Genomic DNA, 20046 nt, shown 5'->3' with positions numbered 1-20046 from the left:
TTACAGGATTCTAATTAATTGTCATCTTTCCCATTTTGTAACACTCTATTTTCTCTCTTCATACAGTAGATGAAGGGGTGATGAGTGTGAAGATTTTTGAGAGCGTCATAAATCATAAGATTAATACCATTACTGGTGATGAACTATTTAAGTATGCACAACAATTTAATATCAGAGTAAATAAGCAGCAAGCATATAAGGTTGCTCAGTACTTAAAAGGGAAAAATGTAAATATTTTTGATGACCGTGAAAGGTCGGCATTGATTAAAGAAATTGCAAAAATTGCAGGACCTGAAGTGGCAAGAGAAGTTAATAAGCTATTTGTTCAATTTACAAAGTAAGCCTGTGTTAAATTAGTCTGTTGATTTGCGCTCCACTAAGGAAAGCTTCTTTGAATAATCACCGCAGTGACAGGCGCTCTTTGCCTGTCACGAGGCACTTCGCTTTCCGCGGGCGGTTCGGGGAGCCTCCTCGACGCTTAAGCGTCTGCGGGGTCTCCCCTGTCCCGTCCTCCCGCAGGAGTCTTCGTGCCTTCCGCGCAAATCAACAGAGTGCAAAAATCAATAATTAGCTCAACACAGCCAAATTAAAAAGCTGTGCCCCTAAGCACAGCTTTTTTGTTACCCTTGTATGATCTTATCCAGTAGGTCTTCTTCAAACTTTTGTTGACGGAGCATTTCAATTTCAAATGCATAGGGCGGCTTTTTATTATCTTTATCTTCACCGACGAATGGTGTCTCAAGAATTTTTGGGATATCTGTCAGCTGCGGATGGTGAACGATATAATTAAGTGCTTTGAAGCCGATATGGCCAAAGCCGATATTTTCGTGACGGTCTTTCCGCATACCTACTGCATTTTTACTATCATTGATATGAAGTACTTTTAACTTATCTAAACCAACAATTTTATCAAATTCATTTAACACACCATCAAAATCTTCTACTATGTTGTAGCCTGCATCATGTGTATGACATGTATCGAAACATACTGAGAGCCGGTCACTATAGTTTACACCATCCATAATCATCGCCAATTCCTCAAACGACTTCCCACATTCTGAACCTTTGCCTGCCATTGTTTCTAAGGCTATTTGCAGTTGTTCTTTACCCGTTAATACTTCGTTTAAGCCTTCAATGATTTTCTTTATGCCTGCTTCCGTACCAGCACCTACATGCGCACCAGGATGCAGTACAATTTGCTTAGCACCGATGGCCTCTGTTCTATCTATTTCTGTGCGTAAGAATCTTACACCTAGTTCAAACGTGTCAGGATTTGTGGTATTCCCGATATTGATAATGTATGGAGCATGGACAACAATATCAGAAATACCATTCGCCTCCATATGCCTTCTACCTTCTTCAATATTCAAATCCTCAATTTTTTTCCTTCTAGTGTTTTGTGGAGCGCCAGTGTAAATCATAAAAGTATTTGCCCCATATGAAACAGCTTCCGCGCTCGCTGCCAATAACATCTTTTTACCGCTCATTGAAACATGTGAACCTATTTTCAACAAACCTCTTCTCTCCCTTCGGCGTGTTACTTCTTCTTTAATCTTCTTTCACGTTTTTTAATTTTGTCCATTTCCCACTGCATTTTCTTTTTGTAGCCTGGTTTAACTTTTTGAGGTTTTTTGACCATTGATTTAGCAGTCTTTCCTGCTTCATCCTCTTTCCTTACACGGGTTTTTCTTTTATTTCGATCCTCTAATTCAACAAATTCCTCTTTTTTAAGATCGACGTACTTAAATTGTATCCCCATTTTTTCAAGGCGGTTCAATGCATCCTCGTCAGATATGTCATATATTGTCAGGGCTACTCCCGTATTACCAGCTCTCGCAGTCCTTCCTACTCGGTGAACGTAAAAGTCTAAATCTGTAGGTAACTCATAGTTAATAATGTGACTGATTCCTTCAATATCGATTCCCCTTGAAGCCAGGTCAGTGGCAACAATATATTGGTACTCTAAATCCTGTATTTGCTTCATCATTTTTTTTCGTTCACGCGGGTTTAAATCTCCGTGAACGCGGGCAACCTTAAGGCCTTTATTAATCAAAAAGTTTGCCACTTCTTCAGCCATTTTTTTTGTATTAGTAAAAACGATTGCTAAATATGGGTTGTACTGAATAAGTGCATCATGAACTAGTTGCTTTTTATTTCGGTGTCTTGAAGGTAACAAATAATGAGTTAAATTTTCCGCCGTTTTTCTTTTCGCATCAATGTGAATGGTTTTTGGATTTTCCATGTACTTTTTCAGAAACGGTTTAAGTTTTTCTGGAATCGTTGCTGAAAATACAAGCATCTGCAATTTTTCAGGCATTTTCGCTGCTACCTGATCCAAATCCTCAATAAAGCCCATATCAAGCATCATATCCGCTTCATCCACGACCAGTACTTCTGAAGTATGAACAAAGAGTGCTTGTTCCACCATCAGGTCTTTTATTCTACCTGGAGTTCCTACTACAATATGTGGCTGAATCTTTAATTTATCTATTGTTCTTTGCTTGTCTGTTCCACCAATATAACATCTGGTCATAATCGCCTTATCAGGACTGCAATGCTCTGTCACCTTTAAAATTTGATGATAGATTTGCGAAGCAAGCTCTCTTGTGGGAGCTGTTATGACAGCTTGTACCTCTTGACGGTCTGGATTGATTCGTTCTAGAATCGGCAAGACAAATGCAAGTGTTTTCCCTGTTCCAGTTTGTGATTGACCAATCGCACTTTCATTTTTTAAAACTAATGGAATCATCCGTTCTTGAATTTCTGTTGGTTCATAAAAACCTTGTTCCTTAAGTGCTTCTATAATAAAAGGCTGTAAATTAAAACGTTCAAAACGATTTTGCTTCATGTTATTGCTCCTTATATATTAATTTCTACCGTTTATGGAGTAAGTTTCTTACCTTAGCAAGAGCTTCCACTTCTATGTCCATCATATCATTATAGTAAAGATTCATATAAATAACCAGTTATTATCATCTTTTACCTTTGTACAACTTTTAATCATGAAAATTTACTATTTATCCTTGTGTTTATTCCTAAACCAAATTAACTTAATTGCATACTTTAAATCATAAGGCTTAATTTTAGAGGAGGACAAACGTATGCAGCAGCCTAGAGCGAGATTTCCCATGCAAGGGCATATGGGTCCATATATGATGGGTCCTGGACATTATGGAGGTCAACAACAAATGATGAATCCCTTTGGCGGCAATGTACGAATGATGGGATTCCAGCCGAACTTTAACGGCGGCAGACCCATGATGGGACAAACGATGGGAAGAGGACAAGGAAGAAGAAATGGCGGCGGATTACTTTCGAAAATACTTGGAGGAAAAAAGCAGGGCAATCAATTTAGTGGTCCTAGAGGTATGCAGACTGCAAACGGGGCTGTTCAAAATGGTTCTAGAGGAGTCGGCTCCATACTTCAAACCCTGAGCAATCCTGACAGTCTCACAGGATTCATAAATAATACACAACAGGTTTTAAAGACAGCACAATCTATTGGTCCAATGATTCAGCAATACGGTCCAATCGTAAAGAATCTGCCAATGATGTGGAAACTATATAAGGGATTTAAAGATCTGCCAACAGAGGAAAAATCCAGTGATGAAGATAACCCAATAATGGATGAGCAAACTATCCAAGTAGAAGAAGAACCGAAGAAGAAACCAAAAAGGAAAAAGAATTTGGAAAATGAGCCAGTAGCAGCAAGAAAACAAAACAACGGTCCTTCGATTCCAAAACTATACATTTAATTTAGGGGTGCTGAAAAACAGCATCTTTTTATTTTCCCCTAATTTTACAGGAAGTTTTCACAAAAATTTCTAAGGAAAAATGTATCTTTGTATTATTTCTATTAGTTTTATATAATAATTACATAGATTCAAAGTCAATGTTCCTTAGGAGGACTTTTTATATGCAAATCATTAAGATTTCACCACGCGGATACTGTTATGGTGTTGTTGACGCCATGGTAGTTGCAAGAAATGCTGCATTAGATAAATCATTACCACGCCCCATCTACATTTTAGGGATGATTGTTCATAATAAACACGTAACCGATGCTTTTGCTGAAGAAGGTATTATTACTCTTGATGGTAAAAATCGCAAGGATATTCTAGAAAAAGTTGATAAAGGTACTGTAATATTTACTGCACATGGTATATCTCCTGAAGTTAGGGAACTTGCGAAAAAGAAAGGCCTTGTAACGATTGACGCTACCTGCCCGGATGTAACGAAGACACATGTTTTAATTGAAGAAAAAACAAAACAGGGTTATCAGGTTATTTACATCGGTAAAAAAGGGCACCCGGAGCCTGAAGGTGCTGTAGGTGTGGCAAAAGGTGCCGTCCATCTTGTTGAAACACCAAGTGATGTGGAGGCCTTAAATATTACTAGTGAAAAACTGATTGTTACAAATCAAACAACCATGAGCCAATGGGATGTTGCCGATACAATGAAAAAGGTACAGGAAAAATACCCTCATGCTGAAGCTCACAATGAAATTTGCATGGCCACGCAAGTTCGTCAAGAAGCTGTGGCTGGTCAAGCTCCTGAAGCGGATGTGACCATCGTAGTCGGCGATCCAATGAGTAATAACTCTAATAGACTGGCACAGGTATCTGAAGAAATTGCTGGTACAAAGGCATATCGTATTGCTGATATCTCCGAGTTAGAAATTGATTGGATAAAGGATGCGAAGAATGTAGCCGTAACCTCAGGCGCTTCTACACCTACACCAATCACCAAGGAAGTTATAACATTCTTAGAGCAATTTGATCCAACTAACGAAGCAACCTGGGAACGTCGCAAAAATGTGCCGCTAAATAAAATATTACCTAAAGTAAAAAAATAACCGGTCGCTTTTGACCGGTTTTTTTATATATACTGAAATGGATCTGTGTTCACTTCGGAAGGGAAGATTTCTACTTCATATCCAGATTCCTTGCACATTTTTGAAAGTATAGTGGTAAGTCCTTTTTTCATGATCTTTTCGACATTATGTCCGGGATCTATCATGTTTAATCCCTGCATCATCGCGTCGTGAGCTGTATGATAATAAATATCACCTGTAATGTAGACATCTGCGCCTTTAAACTTCGCACTCATGAAATACTTATTTCCATCTCCGCCCAATACAGCAACTTTTTTGACACGTGATGATAAATCACCAACCACTCTAACCTTATCAACTTCGAAAGCTTGCTTTACCCTCTCAGCAAATTCAGCGAGTGTCATTTCCTTAACCGTCCCGATTCGGCCAAGTCCAAGAACTTCACCTTTATTTTCAACAGGATAAACATCATATGCAACCTCTTCATATGGATGGGCCTTTATCATAGCGGTAATCGCCCTTTTTATCAAATGCTCAGGTACAATCGTTTCAATTCTTACTTCATCGACTGCTTCTAAACGACCTTGCTGCCCGATATGTGGATTGGTGTTATCCCCCGGTAAAAATCTTCCTGTTCCATCAGTCGAAAACGAGCAGTGGCTATAATTACCAATAAAACCCGCACCAATAGCTCCTAGGACCTTCCTAATCTCCTCAGCATGACTCACAGGTGTAAAAACAACTAATTTCTTAAGCTTCGTTTCATTTGTAGGTACCAGCACTTCAGGGTTTTCCAAACCAAGTACATCTGCTAGAAGATCATTCACACCGCCTGTAGCCACATCAAGGTTAGTATGGGCTGCATAGACAGCTATATCATGCTTTAACAATTTCTCAATCATTCTCCCCTGTACTGTGTCTGTTAGGACATTCTTAAGAGGACGAAAGATTGGCGGATGATGGGCAATAATTAGCTGTACATTTCTTTCAATGGCTTCATCTATCACTTCCTCAAGAACATCAAGAGCAATCATAATTTTATCTATTTTCTTATTCAGGCGCCCAATTTGTAAGCCTATCTTATCACCTTCCATCGCGAGAGCCTTGGGAGAAAACTGTTCAAAAAGTTGAATGATTTCATGACCATTCGCTTTCTTCATTATCCAATACCTCCTCTACAAGACTAATTTTTTTGACAACCTCTTGTTTTTTCTCTTCTGTTTCAACAGTGGGTGCGGCAATTTCAAGCTGTTCGTAAATTCTTTTCCAATTTTTCTTTTCTAAGACCCATTTCTTTTTAAAGGTCTTTTCTTTTCTTTGAAGAAGGAAAGGTCCGACTAAAAGACCTGTTTCGATTCGTACGTTACGATAGGGCTTTAAAGGGTCACCTTTTTCAGCTACTAATATTTCGTAAATTTTGTTATCCTCTTCAAGGATTTCCTCTGCAATCAATTCCCAATCATTATCAACTAGCCATTGCCGAATAGCGATTGCATTAATGTTTGGCTGCAACACCAGACGTTTTACAGAAGCCAGTTTTTCCTTTCCATTTTCCAGAATCGATGCAATTAAACTTCCGCCCATTCCCGCAATGGTAATACAATCTGCGTCCCCAGGCTGAATTACCTCCAAACCATCACCCATTCTTACCGAAATCACTTCAGTGAGCCCTTGGGCGATTACATTTTTTTCAGCAGACTGAAATGGCCCCTTTGCAACTTCTCCTGCAATCCCGTAAGATATACGTCCATTCTTAGCAAGGTAACTAGGCAGGTAAGCATGATCAGAACCAATATCCGCTATCCTTGAATCCAAGGGAACATATTTTGCTACCGTTTCTAACCGAACTGATAATTTATCTGTATTCAAATCATTCACCACTTTTTATATTTTACTTCAAGTATAAAAAAAGTCCTTTACAGAAGCAAAGGACCTTTTCATTAAAGAAATTATTTAATATTTGCTAACCAATCAGCCATTGCATCGGCTTCCTCTGGTTTAACCAAACCAGCTGGCATATTTCCTTTTCCATTCGTAATCGTCTCTTTAATTTCATCCTTGGATAACCTGTCACCAACACCTTTTAGAGCAGGACCCATTCCCCCTTGGTATGCATCACCATGACAGCCAACACAAGAACCTGTGTAAATCTCTTCAGGTGCTTTTGCTACCTGTTCTGTTTCAGTACCGCCCTCTTTTTCGTTGGCAAGCTCATCCATATCCCCGAGGCCTTTGAAAGACAATAAGAACATTAGTCCGATTCCAAAAACAAAAATCAGGATGTAAGGAATAACCGGATTTCGATTCATCATATAACCTCCCTTATGTACGTAAAACTTTAAATAAATAGTCTTCTACAAACAACTACTATTTTACTTTAAAAACTTCAGAAGGAAAAGCCCTAAACTTATTTTGTCACGATAATATTAATAAAAAATGCAATTAATGGCTGATATTTTTAAGAAGTCAGCCTTTTTATCCTTCCCCTTTATACCTATTCACAACCAATTAAGTTATTTTTGAATATGATTTTCTTGTTAGCAGTCTATACTGTTTAGGCGAAGTGTTAATGTTTAATCTTTATTAGAAAAGTGATTTGTGATATTAATAAAAAAGATTACTTTTATCTATTTGCAAAGTGTAAAACAATTCAGTAAAATAAATACAAATGCGCTTATAGAAAGTGCTTACATTTCCAAATCCAACCTAAAAAAATAGCTTACCTCTTCTACAAGAAGTAAACTATCATTTATATTTTTTAAGTTTTATTCTAAGAAGTCCTTAAGGCGTTTGCTTCGACTAGGGTGTCTTAATTTACGCAATGCCTTTGCTTCAATTTGTCGAATACGTTCACGGGTTACACCAAAAACTTTTCCAACCTCTTCAAGAGTACGTGTACGACCATCATCAAGCCCAAAGCGTAAGCGAAGGACGTTTTCTTCCCTGTCTGTAAGGGTATCAAGAACATCTTCAAGCTGCTCTTTTAATAACTCATATGCAGCATGCTCTGATGGTGATGTAGCGTCTTGGTCTTCTATGAAATCACCAAGGTGTGAATCATCTTCTTCACCGATAGGTGTTTCAAGAGAGACAGGCTCTTGCGCAATTTTCAAGATTTCCCTAACTTTATCCGGAGTTAGGTCCATATCTTCGCCAATCTCTTCTGGAGTTGGTTCGCGGCCAAGGTCCTGTAGTAATTGTCTCTGCACACGGATAAGTTTATTAATGGTTTCAACCATATGCACAGGAATACGGATCGTTCTGGCTTGGTCAGCAATCGCTCTGGTGATGGCTTGACGTATCCACCAAGTAGCATAAGTACTGAACTTAAATCCTTTGCGATAGTCGAATTTTTCAACTGCTTTGATTAGTCCCATATTCCCTTCTTGAATCAAGTCAAGAAAGAGCATACCGCGTCCAACGTAACGTTTTGCAATACTAACTACAAGACGGAGGTTAGCTTCAGCCAGGCGTCGTTTTGCTTCTTCGTCGCCTTCCTCTATACGGTTAGCCAATTTTATTTCTTCTTCAGCGGAAAGCAGGTCTACTCGGCCAATCTCTTTAAGGTACATACGAACAGGATCGTTTATCTTCACACCTGGAGGAACGCTAAGATCATTTAAATCAAACTCATCGTCATCCCCTTTTGCTAATTGCTTAGGGTTTGGATCTTCTTCGTCACTTTCTCCTACTAATTCGATTCCTTGATCACCTAGGAATTCATAAAATTCATCCATTTGATCGGATTCTAAATCAAAATTTGCCATTCTTTCAGCAATATCATCGTAGGCAAGGACTCCGGTTTTTTTACCCAGTACCGTTAACTGATCTTTTACTTGTTCGAAGGTCAATTCATTCTCGGCCTCTTTTGAACGCGCTGATTTTTCAGCCATATGTCCCCCTCCTTCTGAGAATCAAAGACACTAAAAATAGATTCTATAGCGATTTACGCAATTGACTGATTTCAGTTGCAATTGCAGCTGCTTTACTATAATCACTTTGTCGCTCTGCTTCTTTTAGTTCCACTTCTTTTTCTTTTATCTTTAACAATTTTTGATAATTCAACACCTGTTTGATATAATCAGTTAATTCTTGATTGCTTAATTCGTCATTAATTGACATCATTTCGATGTCAGCGACTATTCTTCTAAGATTTTCATCTTGAATATAGGTTAAAAATGCACCAGAATCAGGATTCATGTGATCTTCGTAAAAACCAATTAGATAAGTTATTATTGCCTGATGTTCATCAGTATTAAACATGTTCCCCTGCAATACATCCTGAATCTTATAGGCTATATCCCGATCTTTTAGCATATGGGCAATTAATCGCCTTTCAGCAGTATAGTGTGCAGGCTTTAATCTGTTCTCCAGTTTAACCATTACACGCGGCTTATTGACGGACAGCTGATTTTGACTGCTTGAATTCCTTTTTTCTGTAAAGAAAATCTGCTTTAGCTGTTGTTGTAACGCGTCTAACGAAATCGAAAATTCAGTTGCCAGCTGACGCAAATAATGATCTTTTTCAACAGCTTTTGTCAATTTACTTATTTCTTTAAGTATTGTTTCGATATAAGCAAGCCGTTCTCCTTCAATTTGAAGATTTTTTCCTCTTCGAAAGTAAAGAAATTTAAATGCCATCCATGTAAGACTTGCACCTATTACCTCGTTACGAAACTTTTCCGGACCATTTTTTTTTATATATTCATCTGGATCAAGTCCATCTGACATCATGGCCACTTTGATGGTGCAACCCGCACCGATAAGCATATTTCCCGCTCTATATGCGGCTTCAATTCCGGCTTTGTCCGAATCAAAACAAATCGTAATGGACTGGGTATTTTGCCGTATCAGTGTGATGTGCTCTTCTGTCAAGGAGGTACCCATTGTAGCGATACCATTTTCCACACCAGACTTGTCAGCAGCAATGACATCTGCAAATCCTTCAAAAAGAACTGCCTGCTGTAACTTACGTATACTTGGTTTGGCCAAATGAAAATTATATAAAATTTTGCTTTTATTAAAGATTGCTGTCTCAGGACTATTTAAATATTTGGGCTCCTCCGCCCCTAAAGATCTCCCTGAAAAAGCAATACTGTTTCCATTTCGGTCAATAATCGGAAACATAATTCGATCTCTGAATCGATCAAAATAGGTTCCATCTCTTTCTCGTTTGATAATCAACCCGGCTTTTTCCATTAATTCAGGCGAAAATTCCCTTTTGGTAAGGAATTTGTATACAAAATCCCATGAATTTAAAGAATAACCAATTTGAAATTTATCAATCGATTCTCGGGTAAATCCTCTCTTCAGCAAATACTCTAAAGCATGTTGACCATCTTTTGTATTTACCAATAAGTGATGGTAAAATTTAGTTAACAGCTCATGTGCGTCAAGCATTGTCTGAAGTTCCGGAGAAACACTCTTCCCCTTCCCATTTACTGGGAAGTTTACTTGTAAGTCAATATTAGCCTTTTCAGCTAATTTAATGGCTGCTTCTAGAAATGAGATTCCTTCCAGCTCCATTAAAAAAGAGAAAACATTTCCTCCCGCTCCACAGCCAAAGCAATGGTAAATTTGTTTATCGGATGAAACGGAAAATGATGGGGAGTTTTCTCCATGGAAAGGACATAATCCGAAGTAATTTCGCCCTTGTTTTTTCAGTTGAATATATTCGCTAATAATTTCAACTATATCAACAGCCTGGCGAATTTGATTGATTTTTTCTTCGGCAATCCGCTCTGCCATGAAAACATCTCCATTGTACATATTCTGCAAGAGCTATCTAAATCCCTGCATTATTCGACAAAATTTTTATCAAATTTTGTTCGATCATCGAAAATAGCCAGTCCAATATCCTGTGTAACAGTAATATCCCCCTTTGCAGTATGATTCATGATGAATAAGTCCGCTGCTTCTTTTCTGGAATCAACATATTTCCATGTTGTATTACCATATGTAGTCTTATTGTTCATAAGAAGCGATAAAAAGAACTTACACGGAAAATGTAGAAGCAATTTCGACAATTTCCTCTTTAACCGGGCATGAATCTGCATCTGAAGAATAGTTGGAATGCCTTTTGTATAAGTAATAATTCTACATCATTCCGCATATTCCTTCTTTAAGATGCTAACTTTTTGGAGCAGACCCAAAAAGACTTATGTCGAATTTTTTTCTGTAGGTTCCCTTGACATCTAACAATAAATAGTTTATTCGTATACATGCAAGTCTAAACCTAAAAGATTCATTTTTATCACAATTTTTTATTATAGTACATTCTTTTATACTTTTCCATAGTTTTTTTATTGTTAATGAAAAACACATAATCTAAGATTATGTGTTAAGCTCTTCTTTTATGAAAGTAATTTAGAATTACATTTGCTGTTTCTTCAACAGCCTTATTGGTTACATCAATAACTGGACAATTAATTCTATTTACAATCTTTTCAAAGAAGGTTAATTCATCACGAATTCTCTCAATATTTGCATAGCTGGCCTGATCATTTAGACCTAAAGAGATTAATCGTTCTCGCCTAATGTTATTTAGTTTTTGCGGGCTGATTTTAAGTCCAAAGCATTTCTCTGCAGGTACCTTATACAGTTCCTCAGGCGGGTCAACTTCGGGAACAAGCGGTACATTCGCAACTTTTAAACGCTTTAAAGCTAAATATTGTGACAACGGAGTTTTGGACGTTCTAGACACCCCAATTAAAACGATATCAGCTTTTAGTATTCCTCTAGGGTCGCGCCCATCATCATATTTAACAGCAAACTCAATGGCTTCGACTTTTTTAAAGTAATCCTCATCCAGTTTTCTTACGAGCCCTGGTTCGCACAGTGGAGTTTTCCCGCTGAAAATTTGAATTTGATCCATAATCGGACCTATTAAATCTATTGCATATATTCCTGCTTCGTCTGCCTTTTCCTTCATATACGCACGCATATCTGGTTTTACCAAAGTAAAAGCGATCATAGCGTGGTCCATCGTTACAAGTGAAACTACTTCATCAATATGTTCCTTATCCTCAACATAGGGGAATCTTTTCAATGTCATTCCTGACCCATTAAATTGGCTGATTGCTGCTTTTGTAACTAATTCAGCTGTTTCCCCCACTGAATCAGATACTACATATATGACAGGCGTAATCATTCTTCCTCAACAGCTCCTCTGGAAAATCCATTATTATTATCTACATTACATTCAGATATTGAGATGTTATTAACCATTCCCCAATGCCACGAATGCTTTTGTAATATTTGTCTTGGTAATTCTCCCAATTACTTCATATCCATTTTCTGATGGCTTAACTATAGGTAAAGCATCAATTTGTTTATCAATGAGTAGTTTTGCAACATCGATTAAATTGTCTTCCATTTCACACATCGTAATATTTGGCATCCTAGTCATAATGATGTTGATTGGTAGTGCTGTAAGCTCTTGTTTGCCAATACTCGCTCTAAGAAGATCCTTCCTTGATAACACACCAACCAGAAGAGAGTTTTGGTCTACAACAAATAATGTTCCCACATCCTCAAGGAACATTGTACAAATCGCATCGTATACCGAAACATTTTCCTTTACTAACACAGGGATTGAATTATAATCTCTCACAAGTATTTTCTGAAGATTTTCAGTCAAAAGTTGAGTTCCTGATTTTCCTGTATAAAAATACCCCACACGCGGTCTTGCATCTAAATATCCAGCCATTGTTAGGATGGATAAATCAGGTCTTAAGGTTGCTCTTGTTAGGTTTAGCTGTTCAGCAATATTCTCCCCTGTTATCGGTCCATTGTCCTTCACAATTTGAATGATCGTTTCTTGGCGTTTGGTCAGTTCTATTTTTCTCACCACCATTTTTAATACATTATGTAGAGGGGCGGTAAGGACCGCACCCTCAAAAAATCAGATTAAAACATAATTTTTTCTTGAATAAAGGTAACTAATTCCGCGATTGGTACGCGTGTTTGTTCCATAGTGTCTCGGTCTCTAATTGTTACCATATTGTCTTCTTTCGAGTCAAAATCATAGGTGATACAAAATGGTGTACCAATTTCGTCATGTCTTCGGTAACGTTTACCAATTGAACCTGCTTCATCATAGTCAACGGAGAAATGCTTAGCTAATGTTTGGAACACTTCCTTTGCTTCCTCAGAAAGTTTCTTAGACAACGGAAGAACTGCTGCCTTAAATGGTGCAAGTGCAGGGTGGAAGTGCATAACAGTTCTAGAGGTTCCATCTTCAAGCTGTTCTTCATCATAAGCATCAATTAAAAATGCTAAGGTTACCCTGTCCGCACCTAGAGATGGCTCAATGCAATAAGGAACATATCTTTCATTTGTCTCTGGATCAATATAGTTAAAATCTTCACCAGAGAATTGCATATGCTGCTTTAAATCATAATCCGTCCGTGAGGCTACACCCCAAAGTTCTCCCCAGCCAAATGGGAATTTATATTCAAAATCGGTAGTCGCATTACTATAATGTGATAGTTCATCTTCTGAATGATCACGAAGTCTTAAATTTTCCTTATCCAATCCTAAAGAATGAAGCCATTGTTCTGCAAAGTTCTTCCAATAATCAAACCATTTCAAGTCCTCACCAGGTTTACAGAAAAACTCAAGCTCCATTTGTTCAAACTCACGAGTACGGAAAGTAAAGTTACCAGGCGTGATTTCATTTCGGAAGCTTTTTCCGATTTGCGCAATCCCAAAAGGTAATTTCTTTCTCATCGTACGCTGAACATTTTTAAAATTAACGAAGATCCCTTGTGCTGTTTCTGGGCGAAGAAAAATTTCATTCGTGCTAGACTCTGTGACCCCCTGGAAGGTTTTAAACATTAAATTGAATTGGCGAATGCCGGTAAAATCATGGCTGCCGCAGTCTGGGCAGGCAATATTATGTTCTTTGACCAGATCCTCCATTTTATCAAACGGAAGTCCGTCAACAATCATTTCGATTCCCTTTTCATCAAGAGCATTTTCAATTAACTTATCTGCACGATGGCGTGCTTTACAGTTTTTACAATCTATCATTGGATCGTTAAAGTTGCCGATATGTCCGGAAGCTTCCCAAGTTCTTGGGTTCATTAGAATGCTTGCGTCCAAACCAACATTGTATGGTGATTCTTGAACAAATTTCTTCCACCATGCTTGTTTAATATTGTTTTTAAATTCTACTCCAAGTGGACCGTAATCCCATGTATTTGCCAGACCACCGTAGATTTCTGAACCTGGAAAAATAAAACCTCTATGTTTCGCGTGAGAAACAATTTGCTCCATTGATACTTTCATGTTCATTACTCCTCTTCAATAAAATAAAAAACTCTCGTCGCTATGCTTAAGATAAGCATAGGGACGAGAGTTACCCGCGGTTCCACCCTATTTGCTGCTAGTAAAAGCAGCCTCTTTTATGTGCGTTATATACACATGATATGCTCAAGAACGCCTTCCTTAGGTCCCTATTCCCTAGCTCACACCATCCTAGGTTCGCTTTTATAGAGATTGCTAAGTACTCTTTTCCATCATAGCAACTATTTATTATTAAGACACATAATATCGAAATCTAAAATAAATGTCAATAAGGCAGCTATATTTGATTTCGAAATTTTTCCATTGATTGAAGAAATTTCTTTGTTTTTAGATAGAGACCTGAATATTCTTCGTAGTACGCTGTTATAACCTGTTTTAACTCATCTTTGGTTTCTTGCTTTACGGAGATGTTCCCTAATCTTGCAAGATCAAAAAAATAAAATAGACGTAATAATTTTACAGATGATGGCGATAATTTATAATGGTATGGATCCTTCCCTATACATCGGTGGCATATAAACCCGCCCTCCCGAATGGAAAAAGAAAAAAGTCCGTCTGTGCTGCCGCAAACGGAACATTGATTTAGAATTGGATGTAATCCCAATACATTCAGCATTTTCATTTCATAGATATTCATCAGAATATCAGGATCATATCCTTCATTCAAATAATTAAGCGTTTGAAAAAGAAGTTCAAAATGAAATGGGTTTGGTTTTCTATCATCGGTACATTTATCAGTCAATTCAACAATATAACTAGCATATGCCGTTAGGAATATATCTTCACCAATACCGCGGAGGCTGGTAATCAGTTCTCCCTGCTGCAGGCTGCCTAAACCAGTTCCTCTTTGGACTAGAAAGTAGCCGTGGGTAAAAAGCTGGGTAATGGAGGAAAGCCGGCTATTGGGCTTTTTTGCTCCTCTAGCCATAACACCAATCTTTCCCCATTCCCTTGTATATAACGTAATAATTTTATTTGTTTCACCATAATCTGTAGTTCTAATGACAATGCCTTCACATTTTTGGAGCATATAGTCACCATCCCGATACATTAGACAAACTTATGAAACGGGAAAATCCATTTGCGCTAGATCTTCATTCTGATTTCCGGGTATTTCTTGGTTTTCCTTCTCCATCTCTTTATAGAGAAGATAAGTGTCAATATTACCTGTCTGTAGGAATACTTTCCACGTAAAATCCATCATCGAAAACCCCACCTTTCATGTTTAGACTAGCCTTTTAAGAATCCCAAACCTTACAATTATCATAGCCTGCCCAAGCAAAAATCATAAGACGAAAAATTTGTTAATGTTGTCCATGCATAATTTTATATAATCCCAAATATTCTAGTTAGGGTTTAGATATCAATATTCATCTTCATTGAAGCCATAATCGCGAAGCTGGGACATTTTATTGCGCCAATCTTTTTGAACTTTAACCCAAAGCTCTAAGAATACTTTTGAGCCTAAAAGATTTTCAATATCGACTCGGGCACGTTTACCTATTTCCTTAAGCATACTCCCTTGTTTCCCAATAATGATGCCCTTTTGAGAATCTCTCTCCACAATAACAGTAGCCATTACATGAATGATATCCTTACCTCCGTGTTGACGTTCCATCTTATCGAGAACAACAGCAAGGGAATGAGGAATTTCTTCACGTGTTAAGTGCAGCGCTTTCTCTCGGATTAATTCTGTAATAATAAATCTTTCTGGGTGATCGGTTACCTGATCTGCCGGATAATACTGCGGTCCTTCAGGTAAATAAACTTTAATTTGTTCTAGTAAACGTTCCACATTATTTCCTTCAAGTGCAGAAATAGGAACAATTTCTTTAAAAGGATACTTTTCTTTATATGATTCAATTAGTGGCAGTAATTCATCTGGGTGTATTTGATCGATTTTATTAATAACAAGGAAGATTGGTGTATTGACGGTTTCGAACTTTTCAAGGATAAATTCTTCACCACGGCCAAATCCTTCCTCAGCATTTACCATAAAAAGGATTAAATCAACTTCTTTTAATGTGTTTTGTGCAACTTTCATCATAAAGTCGCCTAGTTTATGCTTTGGCTTATGAATCCCTGGTGTGTCAATAAACACCATTTGGGTATCATCTAACGTCAATACACCCTGAATTTTATTACGAGTAGTTTGCGGTTTATCGCTCATAATGGCAATCTTCTGACCAATAACTCGGTTAAGAAATGTTGACTTTCCTACATTTGGACGTCCAATTATTGAAATAAAACCTGATTTATAACCTTTATTATCATTACTCAGCATGTAAATCCTCCGGAGAAAAGGCGCCTGGAAGTAATTCAGCTACAGTAATTTCTTGAATATCACCTTTTAAGTTTGTTAAAACGACCTTCATGTCTTGGGAACACAGCTCCGAAATTACCTGCCGGCATGCTCCACATGGTGAGCAGGGGCGGTCAGTATCAGCGACAACTGCAAGCATTTTAAAATTTCGATCACCTTGAGAATACGCACTAAACAATGCAGTACGTTCAGCGCAATTGCACATGCTATAAGCGGCATTTTCTATGTTACATCCATGATATACTTTTCCATCTGTTGTTAATAAAGCTGCTCCTACCCCAAATTTAGAATAAGGAACATATGCTTTTTCTCTTGCTTTCTTTGATTCTTCGATTAAATTCTCGATGTTCAAAGTTCATTCTTCCCTTCCAGCAATAATCTGCCGCTTTCTTTATTTTACCCTAAAAATGTCACAAAATCATCACTTGTAGCGAAAAAGTAATATAAAAATTTGAATTTTCATAAAAGTCAGCTAACTTCCCTTAATCGTACAAAGCTGATAAGTTATTGTACCGAATTCGCAATACCATTTCAAATTAACCATCTAAAAAAATACGGTAAAAAGATCATGGTTCCAATTAAAACGGCTGTAATAGCATAAATAAATACCGCTCCGGCCGCTAAGTCTTTCGCTTGTTTAGCAAGTTGGTGGTAATCCTCGGTAACTAAATCAACAACCCGCTCAATTGCTGTGTTCACCATTTCTAATGAGAAGATTCCACCTATTGCTACAATAACAAATAACCATTCCATTTTACTAATTGAAAAGAAAATGGAACAACCAATTGCGATTAAAGATACAAAAAAATGGATGCGCATATTTCTCTCAGACCAAAGGGCTGTCTTAATTCCGGCTATGGCAAAAGAAAAAGATTTCCATAAATGAACATGCTTATCTCGTGAGTCCATAAGCGTCTAAAATTTCCTTTTGTCGAGAGAACATTTTTTCTTCCTCTTCTTTTTCCATGTGGTCATAGCCAAGAAGATGAAGAAAACCATGGACAGATAAAAAGCCAAGTTCACGAATAAATGAATGCCCATATTCCCTGGCTTGCTCTTCAGCCTTTGGGATGGAGATGATAATATCTCCCAAGACACGAGGAAGCTCCTCCCCTATCAATTCAATTTCACCCTCACCGAGTTCTTCCATCGCGAATGAAATCACATCCGTAGGGGCGTCTTTGTCTCTATACTCACGGTTAATTTCGTGAATTCTTTCATTGGACACAAACGTAACCGAAACCTCGCTATTGTCCTCGACATGTTCCTTTTCAGCTGCAAAATTCAATAGTTTTTCAATGTCTTTCATTTGCTCGTCTAACAGTTGACCCGTTTCATCTACTAAATCAATCATCAACTTGTTCATACTTCAACCACCTTCTTTGTCATTTCTGGATATTCGATTCTAGAGTGAAAAATTCCCTTTAAGGTTTCACAAAAAGAGTGGGATACGGTTTCTAATTCTTTTAAGGTTAACTCACATTCATTTAATTGCCCATCCTGGAGCCGATCGGAAACAATTTTCTTAACAAGCGACTCGATTGTTTCTGGTGTAGGCTGGTTCAGAGATCTAACCGCTGCTTCTACACTATCAGCAATTCCGACAATAGCGGATTCTTTTGTCTGTGGTTTTGGTCCAGGATATCGGTAATCCTCTTCATTTACCTCTTCTCCGTCTTGAAGCGCCTTATGGTAAAAGAACTTCAAAAGTGTCGTACCGTGATGTTGTTCTGCAATGTGAATAATTTCTTTTGGCATGTTGTATTTTTTTAATATAGCTGACCCATCTGTAACATGTGAAATAATGATATTTGCACTTTTATCCGGTTGCAGACGATCATGTGGATTGTCATGGTGCATTTGGTTTTCTATGAAAAAGTTTGGCCGTTTTGTTTTACCGATATCATGGTAATAACAGCCTACTCTGGCCAATAAACCATTTGCTCCTATCGCTTCGCATGCTGCATCTGCTAGATTTGCCACCATCACACTATGGTGATAGGTTCCTGGTGCTTCCATTAATATTTTTCGTAAAAGTGGATGATTTGGATTAGAAAGCTCAATCAATTTCATGGTTGAGAGGATACCAAAGCTGGTTTCCAAGAGTGGTAATAACCCCATCGTCAGAACAGCTGAACCAATTCCAGAAAAAATGGCTGTTAAAATATAATACCCATATTCTAACCCGGAAAATTGTCCATTAGGCAAAAACATTAGTGCCCAAATGGTGAATAGATTCACAGCAGCGGCAAGTGATCCAGCTTGTAGAATTTTTGAGCGCTGATTTTGTCCGCTTAAAAAGAGCACACCTGCTAGAGCACTAAACAATATATAAATTCCAACTGAAAAATTTAGTGTTCCAGAGACCCCTTCATTAAATAAAATACTTCCGAAAATCGAAAAAATGATGGACGAGAGAATCGCTAACTTCTCATCTATTAATATCTTGATTAGCATCCCACCCATTGCAGCAGGGAACAAGTAACCTATACCCGAATAGTTAAAAATTTGCAGCATACTGATAAGTTTCAAAATGAAAAACGTCAAGATAAAAACAATCCCAAACAAGAGAAGATTTGTCTGTCTCTTTTCTGGATGCTCCTTCAATTGATAGAAATAAAAGTAAATTGAGGTCAGTATAATGGATAGAAGAATCATTAAACCAATAAACGGTTTGTATGATTGTTTATTATCTAATAGACCAACTAGTTCTAACTGACGGAATTCTTCCTGACGAATTAATTTACCCTCTTCAATAATAATTTGCCCTTGCAGGATTTTTACAGATTCAACTGATTCCGCTGCTTGTTTTCGCAGCTCTTCGGTTGCCTCCGGGTCATAAAACTCATTTTGAATGACAGCATATCTTCCTAATTCTATTGCTGCACTTTTTAAGTCGCCATTTAAGGTGGTGAATTTTAATTCTTCTTCTAAACTTTTTTTGGCATTCTCTACGTCATCCGCAGAGATTCTTTTGTTCATAACATTATTAATGGCTGTCACCGTTAAATCTTTTGCAATCGATAATTCATCATTGCTAGCTTGTACCAGTGCAGTAAAAACACGCTCTGAAAGATCCTTGATTACGCGATCAGTTAATTTCCCCTTTAACATGGTCACTTCTTCTTCAACTGTTGGTTCAACAATATCAATAAAGTCTTCATCAAGCACATTTTGTTTCTTCGTTTTATCCTCTATTTCATCATTTACCTCTGAAGCAGAGTCAAAAATCGATGTAATTAAATCTACCTGATTCGTGGAATATTCCTTTTTCACAGTATAGACGTCCTGAACTTGATCCAATGCCTCTTGACGTTTTTTTTCTGTACTGATTTTATCTTCTACTGTTGCTGGAGATCGAATGGTTTTATCCGCTACCGTTAAAAGACTTATATCAAGTTTCTCAGGCTTTACGTTTCCGTACATAGAGGTAAATAGGATTACTCCTAAAATAACAAAAAACAATACTCTGAAGAAGGTATAATCTAGAAGCTTTTTTATTTGAATTAAGTATTGCTGTATCTTTTTCAACGAACTCCCCCCAAAGCACCTAAATAACCCTAGTCAAGTATGTGATTAC

The 20046-nt window shown here is 37.6% G+C and carries 20 protein-coding genes, 1 pseudogene and 1 other annotated feature; of the genes and pseudogenes, 3 read left to right on the top strand and 18 right to left on the bottom strand.

Going from position 1 to position 20046, the window contains the following annotated elements; all coding sequences use genetic code 11:
* Positions 1–86: 86 nt before the first annotated feature.
* Complete coding sequence (locus tag ABC255_RS08070; RefSeq protein ID WP_335532544.1) at positions 87–341, top strand: DUF2624 domain-containing protein; 255 nt, start codon at positions 87–89, stop codon at positions 339–341.
* 279 nt (positions 342–620) lie between these two features.
* Here ABC255_RS08070 and ABC255_RS08065 read toward each other — a convergent pair whose 3' ends face one another.
* Together ABC255_RS08065 and ABC255_RS08060 are read right to left on the bottom strand one after the other, a co-directional pair.
* Positions 621–1514, bottom strand: coding sequence for a deoxyribonuclease IV (locus ABC255_RS08065; RefSeq protein ID WP_335532547.1), 894 nt, complete (start codon positions 1512–1514; stop codon positions 621–623).
* 23 nt (positions 1515–1537) lie between these two features.
* A complete protein-coding gene (locus tag ABC255_RS08060; protein ID WP_412992623.1) occupies positions 1538–2848 on the bottom strand; it encodes a DEAD/DEAH box helicase in 1311 nt (436 codons plus the stop codon).
* Between the two features lie 253 nt (positions 2849–3101).
* Between ABC255_RS08060 and vrrA the strand changes: the two genes are divergently transcribed.
* Both vrrA and ABC255_RS08050 read left to right on the top strand, forming a co-directional pair.
* Positions 3102–3755, top strand: coding sequence for a VrrA/YqfQ family protein (gene vrrA, locus ABC255_RS08055; RefSeq protein ID WP_412992622.1), 654 nt, complete (start codon positions 3102–3104; stop codon positions 3753–3755).
* A 161-nt stretch (positions 3756–3916) separates the two neighbouring features.
* Positions 3917–4855 carry a 4-hydroxy-3-methylbut-2-enyl diphosphate reductase gene (locus ABC255_RS08050; protein WP_412992620.1) on the top strand — a complete coding sequence of 313 codons (939 nt, stop codon included), beginning with the start codon at positions 3917–3919 and terminating at the stop codon, positions 4853–4855.
* A gap of 23 nt (positions 4856–4878) precedes the next feature.
* Here the strand turns inward: ABC255_RS08050 and ABC255_RS08045 are convergent, their stop codons facing one another.
* From ABC255_RS08045 to ABC255_RS07970, 16 genes and pseudogenes are all read right to left on the bottom strand, one after another.
* Positions 4879–5994: a Nif3-like dinuclear metal center hexameric protein gene (locus tag ABC255_RS08045; protein ID WP_412992618.1), complete on the bottom strand. Its 1116-nt coding sequence runs from the start codon at positions 5992–5994 to the stop codon at positions 4879–4881.
* Positions 5972–6703 carry a tRNA (adenine(22)-N(1))-methyltransferase gene (locus tag ABC255_RS08040; RefSeq protein WP_412992617.1) on the bottom strand — a complete coding sequence of 244 codons (732 nt, stop codon included), beginning with the start codon at positions 6701–6703 and terminating at the stop codon, positions 5972–5974. Before ABC255_RS08040 ends, ABC255_RS08045 begins: the two co-directional genes overlap by 23 nt.
* An 80-nt stretch (positions 6704–6783) precedes the next feature.
* Positions 6784–7143, bottom strand: a complete 360-nt coding sequence (gene cccA / locus ABC255_RS08035) for a cytochrome c550 (RefSeq protein WP_412992615.1) — start codon at positions 7141–7143, stop codon at positions 6784–6786.
* A gap of 456 nt (positions 7144–7599) precedes the next feature.
* Positions 7600–8727, bottom strand: coding sequence for an RNA polymerase sigma factor RpoD (gene rpoD, locus ABC255_RS08030; protein ID WP_034675043.1), 1128 nt, complete (start codon positions 8725–8727; stop codon positions 7600–7602).
* Between the two features lie 43 nt (positions 8728–8770).
* A complete protein-coding gene (gene dnaG, locus ABC255_RS08025; RefSeq protein ID WP_412992613.1) occupies positions 8771–10582 on the bottom strand; it encodes a DNA primase in 1812 nt (603 codons plus the stop codon).
* Positions 10583–10677: 95 nt separating this feature from the next.
* Positions 10678–10834, bottom strand: a pseudogene (locus ABC255_RS08020) (DUF188 domain-containing protein); the annotation flags it as partial.
* Positions 10835–11174: 340 nt separating this feature from the next.
* Positions 11175–11984, bottom strand: coding sequence for a pyruvate, water dikinase regulatory protein (locus tag ABC255_RS08015; RefSeq protein WP_335535674.1), 810 nt, complete (start codon positions 11982–11984; stop codon positions 11175–11177).
* Positions 11985–12053: 69 nt separating this feature from the next.
* A complete protein-coding gene (gene ccpN / locus ABC255_RS08010; protein WP_335535673.1) occupies positions 12054–12689 on the bottom strand; it encodes a transcriptional regulator CcpN in 636 nt (211 codons plus the stop codon).
* A 53-nt stretch (positions 12690–12742) separates the two neighbouring features.
* Positions 12743–14125, bottom strand: a complete 1383-nt coding sequence (locus ABC255_RS08005; protein WP_412992608.1) for a glycine--tRNA ligase — start codon at positions 14123–14125, stop codon at positions 12743–12745.
* Between the two features lie 56 nt (positions 14126–14181).
* Positions 14182–14368, bottom strand: a binding site (T-box leader).
* A 52-nt stretch (positions 14369–14420) separates the two neighbouring features.
* Positions 14421–15173: a DNA repair protein RecO gene (gene recO, locus ABC255_RS08000; RefSeq protein ID WP_412992606.1), complete on the bottom strand. Its 753-nt coding sequence runs from the start codon at positions 15171–15173 to the stop codon at positions 14421–14423.
* A 30-nt stretch (positions 15174–15203) separates the two neighbouring features.
* Positions 15204–15347 (bottom strand): YqzL family protein, encoded by a 144-nt coding sequence (locus ABC255_RS07995; protein ID WP_335535146.1) that lies wholly within the window; start codon positions 15345–15347, stop codon positions 15204–15206.
* 159 nt (positions 15348–15506) lie between these two features.
* Complete coding sequence (gene era / locus ABC255_RS07990; protein WP_133367363.1) at positions 15507–16427, bottom strand: GTPase Era; 921 nt, start codon at positions 16425–16427, stop codon at positions 15507–15509.
* Positions 16417–16818: a cytidine deaminase gene (locus tag ABC255_RS07985; protein WP_412992603.1), complete on the bottom strand. Its 402-nt coding sequence runs from the start codon at positions 16816–16818 to the stop codon at positions 16417–16419. The genes era and ABC255_RS07985 overlap by 11 nt, the downstream gene beginning before the upstream one ends.
* A gap of 179 nt (positions 16819–16997) precedes the next feature.
* The gene (locus ABC255_RS07980) at positions 16998–17375 is read right to left on the bottom strand and encodes a diacylglycerol kinase family protein (RefSeq protein WP_412992601.1); all 378 of its coding nucleotides are present in this window, start codon (positions 17373–17375) and stop codon (positions 16998–17000) included.
* On the bottom strand, positions 17359–17832 hold the full coding sequence (gene ybeY, locus ABC255_RS07975) for an rRNA maturation RNase YbeY (protein WP_412992599.1): 474 nt from the start codon (positions 17830–17832) through the stop codon (positions 17359–17361). Before ybeY ends, ABC255_RS07980 begins: the two co-directional genes overlap by 17 nt.
* A complete protein-coding gene (locus ABC255_RS07970) occupies positions 17829–19997 on the bottom strand; it encodes an HD family phosphohydrolase (RefSeq protein WP_412992597.1) in 2169 nt (722 codons plus the stop codon). Before ABC255_RS07970 ends, ybeY begins: the two co-directional genes overlap by 4 nt.
* Between the last annotated feature and the right edge of the window lie 49 nt (positions 19998–20046).

This window comes from Neobacillus canaveralius (assembly GCF_047237705.1).
Taxonomy (GTDB): Bacteria; Bacillota; Bacilli; order Bacillales; family Cytobacillaceae; genus Neobacillus; species Neobacillus niacini_K.
This window is presented reverse-complemented; position numbering and strand designations above follow the sequence as displayed.

Excerpts from the sequence above, each read along its gene's own strand:
- ABC255_RS08060 (WP_412992623.1), bottom strand. The coding sequence starts at position 2,848 with ATGAAGCAAAATCGTTTTGAACGTTTTAATTTACAGCCTTTTATTATA.
- vrrA (WP_412992622.1), top strand. The coding sequence starts at position 3,102 with ATGCAGCAGCCTAGAGCGAGATTTCCCATGCAAGGGCATATGGGTCCA.
- ABC255_RS08050 (WP_412992620.1), top strand. The coding sequence starts at position 3,917 with ATGCAAATCATTAAGATTTCACCACGCGGATACTGTTATGGTGTTGTT.
- ABC255_RS08045 (WP_412992618.1), bottom strand. The coding sequence starts at position 5,994 with ATGAAGAAAGCGAATGGTCATGAAATCATTCAACTTTTTGAACAGTTT.
- cccA (WP_412992615.1), bottom strand. The coding sequence starts at position 7,143 with ATGAATCGAAATCCGGTTATTCCTTACATCCTGATTTTTGTTTTTGGA.
- rpoD (WP_034675043.1), bottom strand. The coding sequence starts at position 8,727 with ATGGCTGAAAAATCAGCGCGTTCAAAAGAGGCCGAGAATGAATTGACC.
- dnaG (WP_412992613.1), bottom strand. The coding sequence starts at position 10,582 with ATGGCAGAGCGGATTGCCGAAGAAAAAATCAATCAAATTCGCCAGGCT.
- ABC255_RS08015 (WP_335535674.1), bottom strand. The coding sequence starts at position 11,984 with ATGATTACGCCTGTCATATATGTAGTATCTGATTCAGTGGGGGAAACA.
- ccpN (WP_335535673.1), bottom strand. The coding sequence starts at position 12,689 with ATGGTGGTGAGAAAAATAGAACTGACCAAACGCCAAGAAACGATCATT.
- ABC255_RS08005 (WP_412992608.1), bottom strand. The coding sequence starts at position 14,125 with ATGAAAGTATCAATGGAGCAAATTGTTTCTCACGCGAAACATAGAGGT.
- recO (WP_412992606.1), bottom strand. The coding sequence starts at position 15,173 with ATGCTCCAAAAATGTGAAGGCATTGTCATTAGAACTACAGATTATGGT.
- ABC255_RS07995 (WP_335535146.1), bottom strand. The coding sequence starts at position 15,347 with ATGATGGATTTTACGTGGAAAGTATTCCTACAGACAGGTAATATTGAC.
- era (WP_133367363.1), bottom strand. The coding sequence starts at position 16,427 with ATGCTGAGTAATGATAATAAAGGTTATAAATCAGGTTTTATTTCAATA.
- ABC255_RS07980 (WP_412992601.1), bottom strand. The coding sequence starts at position 17,375 with ATGGACTCACGAGATAAGCATGTTCATTTATGGAAATCTTTTTCTTTT.
- ybeY (WP_412992599.1), bottom strand. The coding sequence starts at position 17,832 with ATGAACAAGTTGATGATTGATTTAGTAGATGAAACGGGTCAACTGTTA.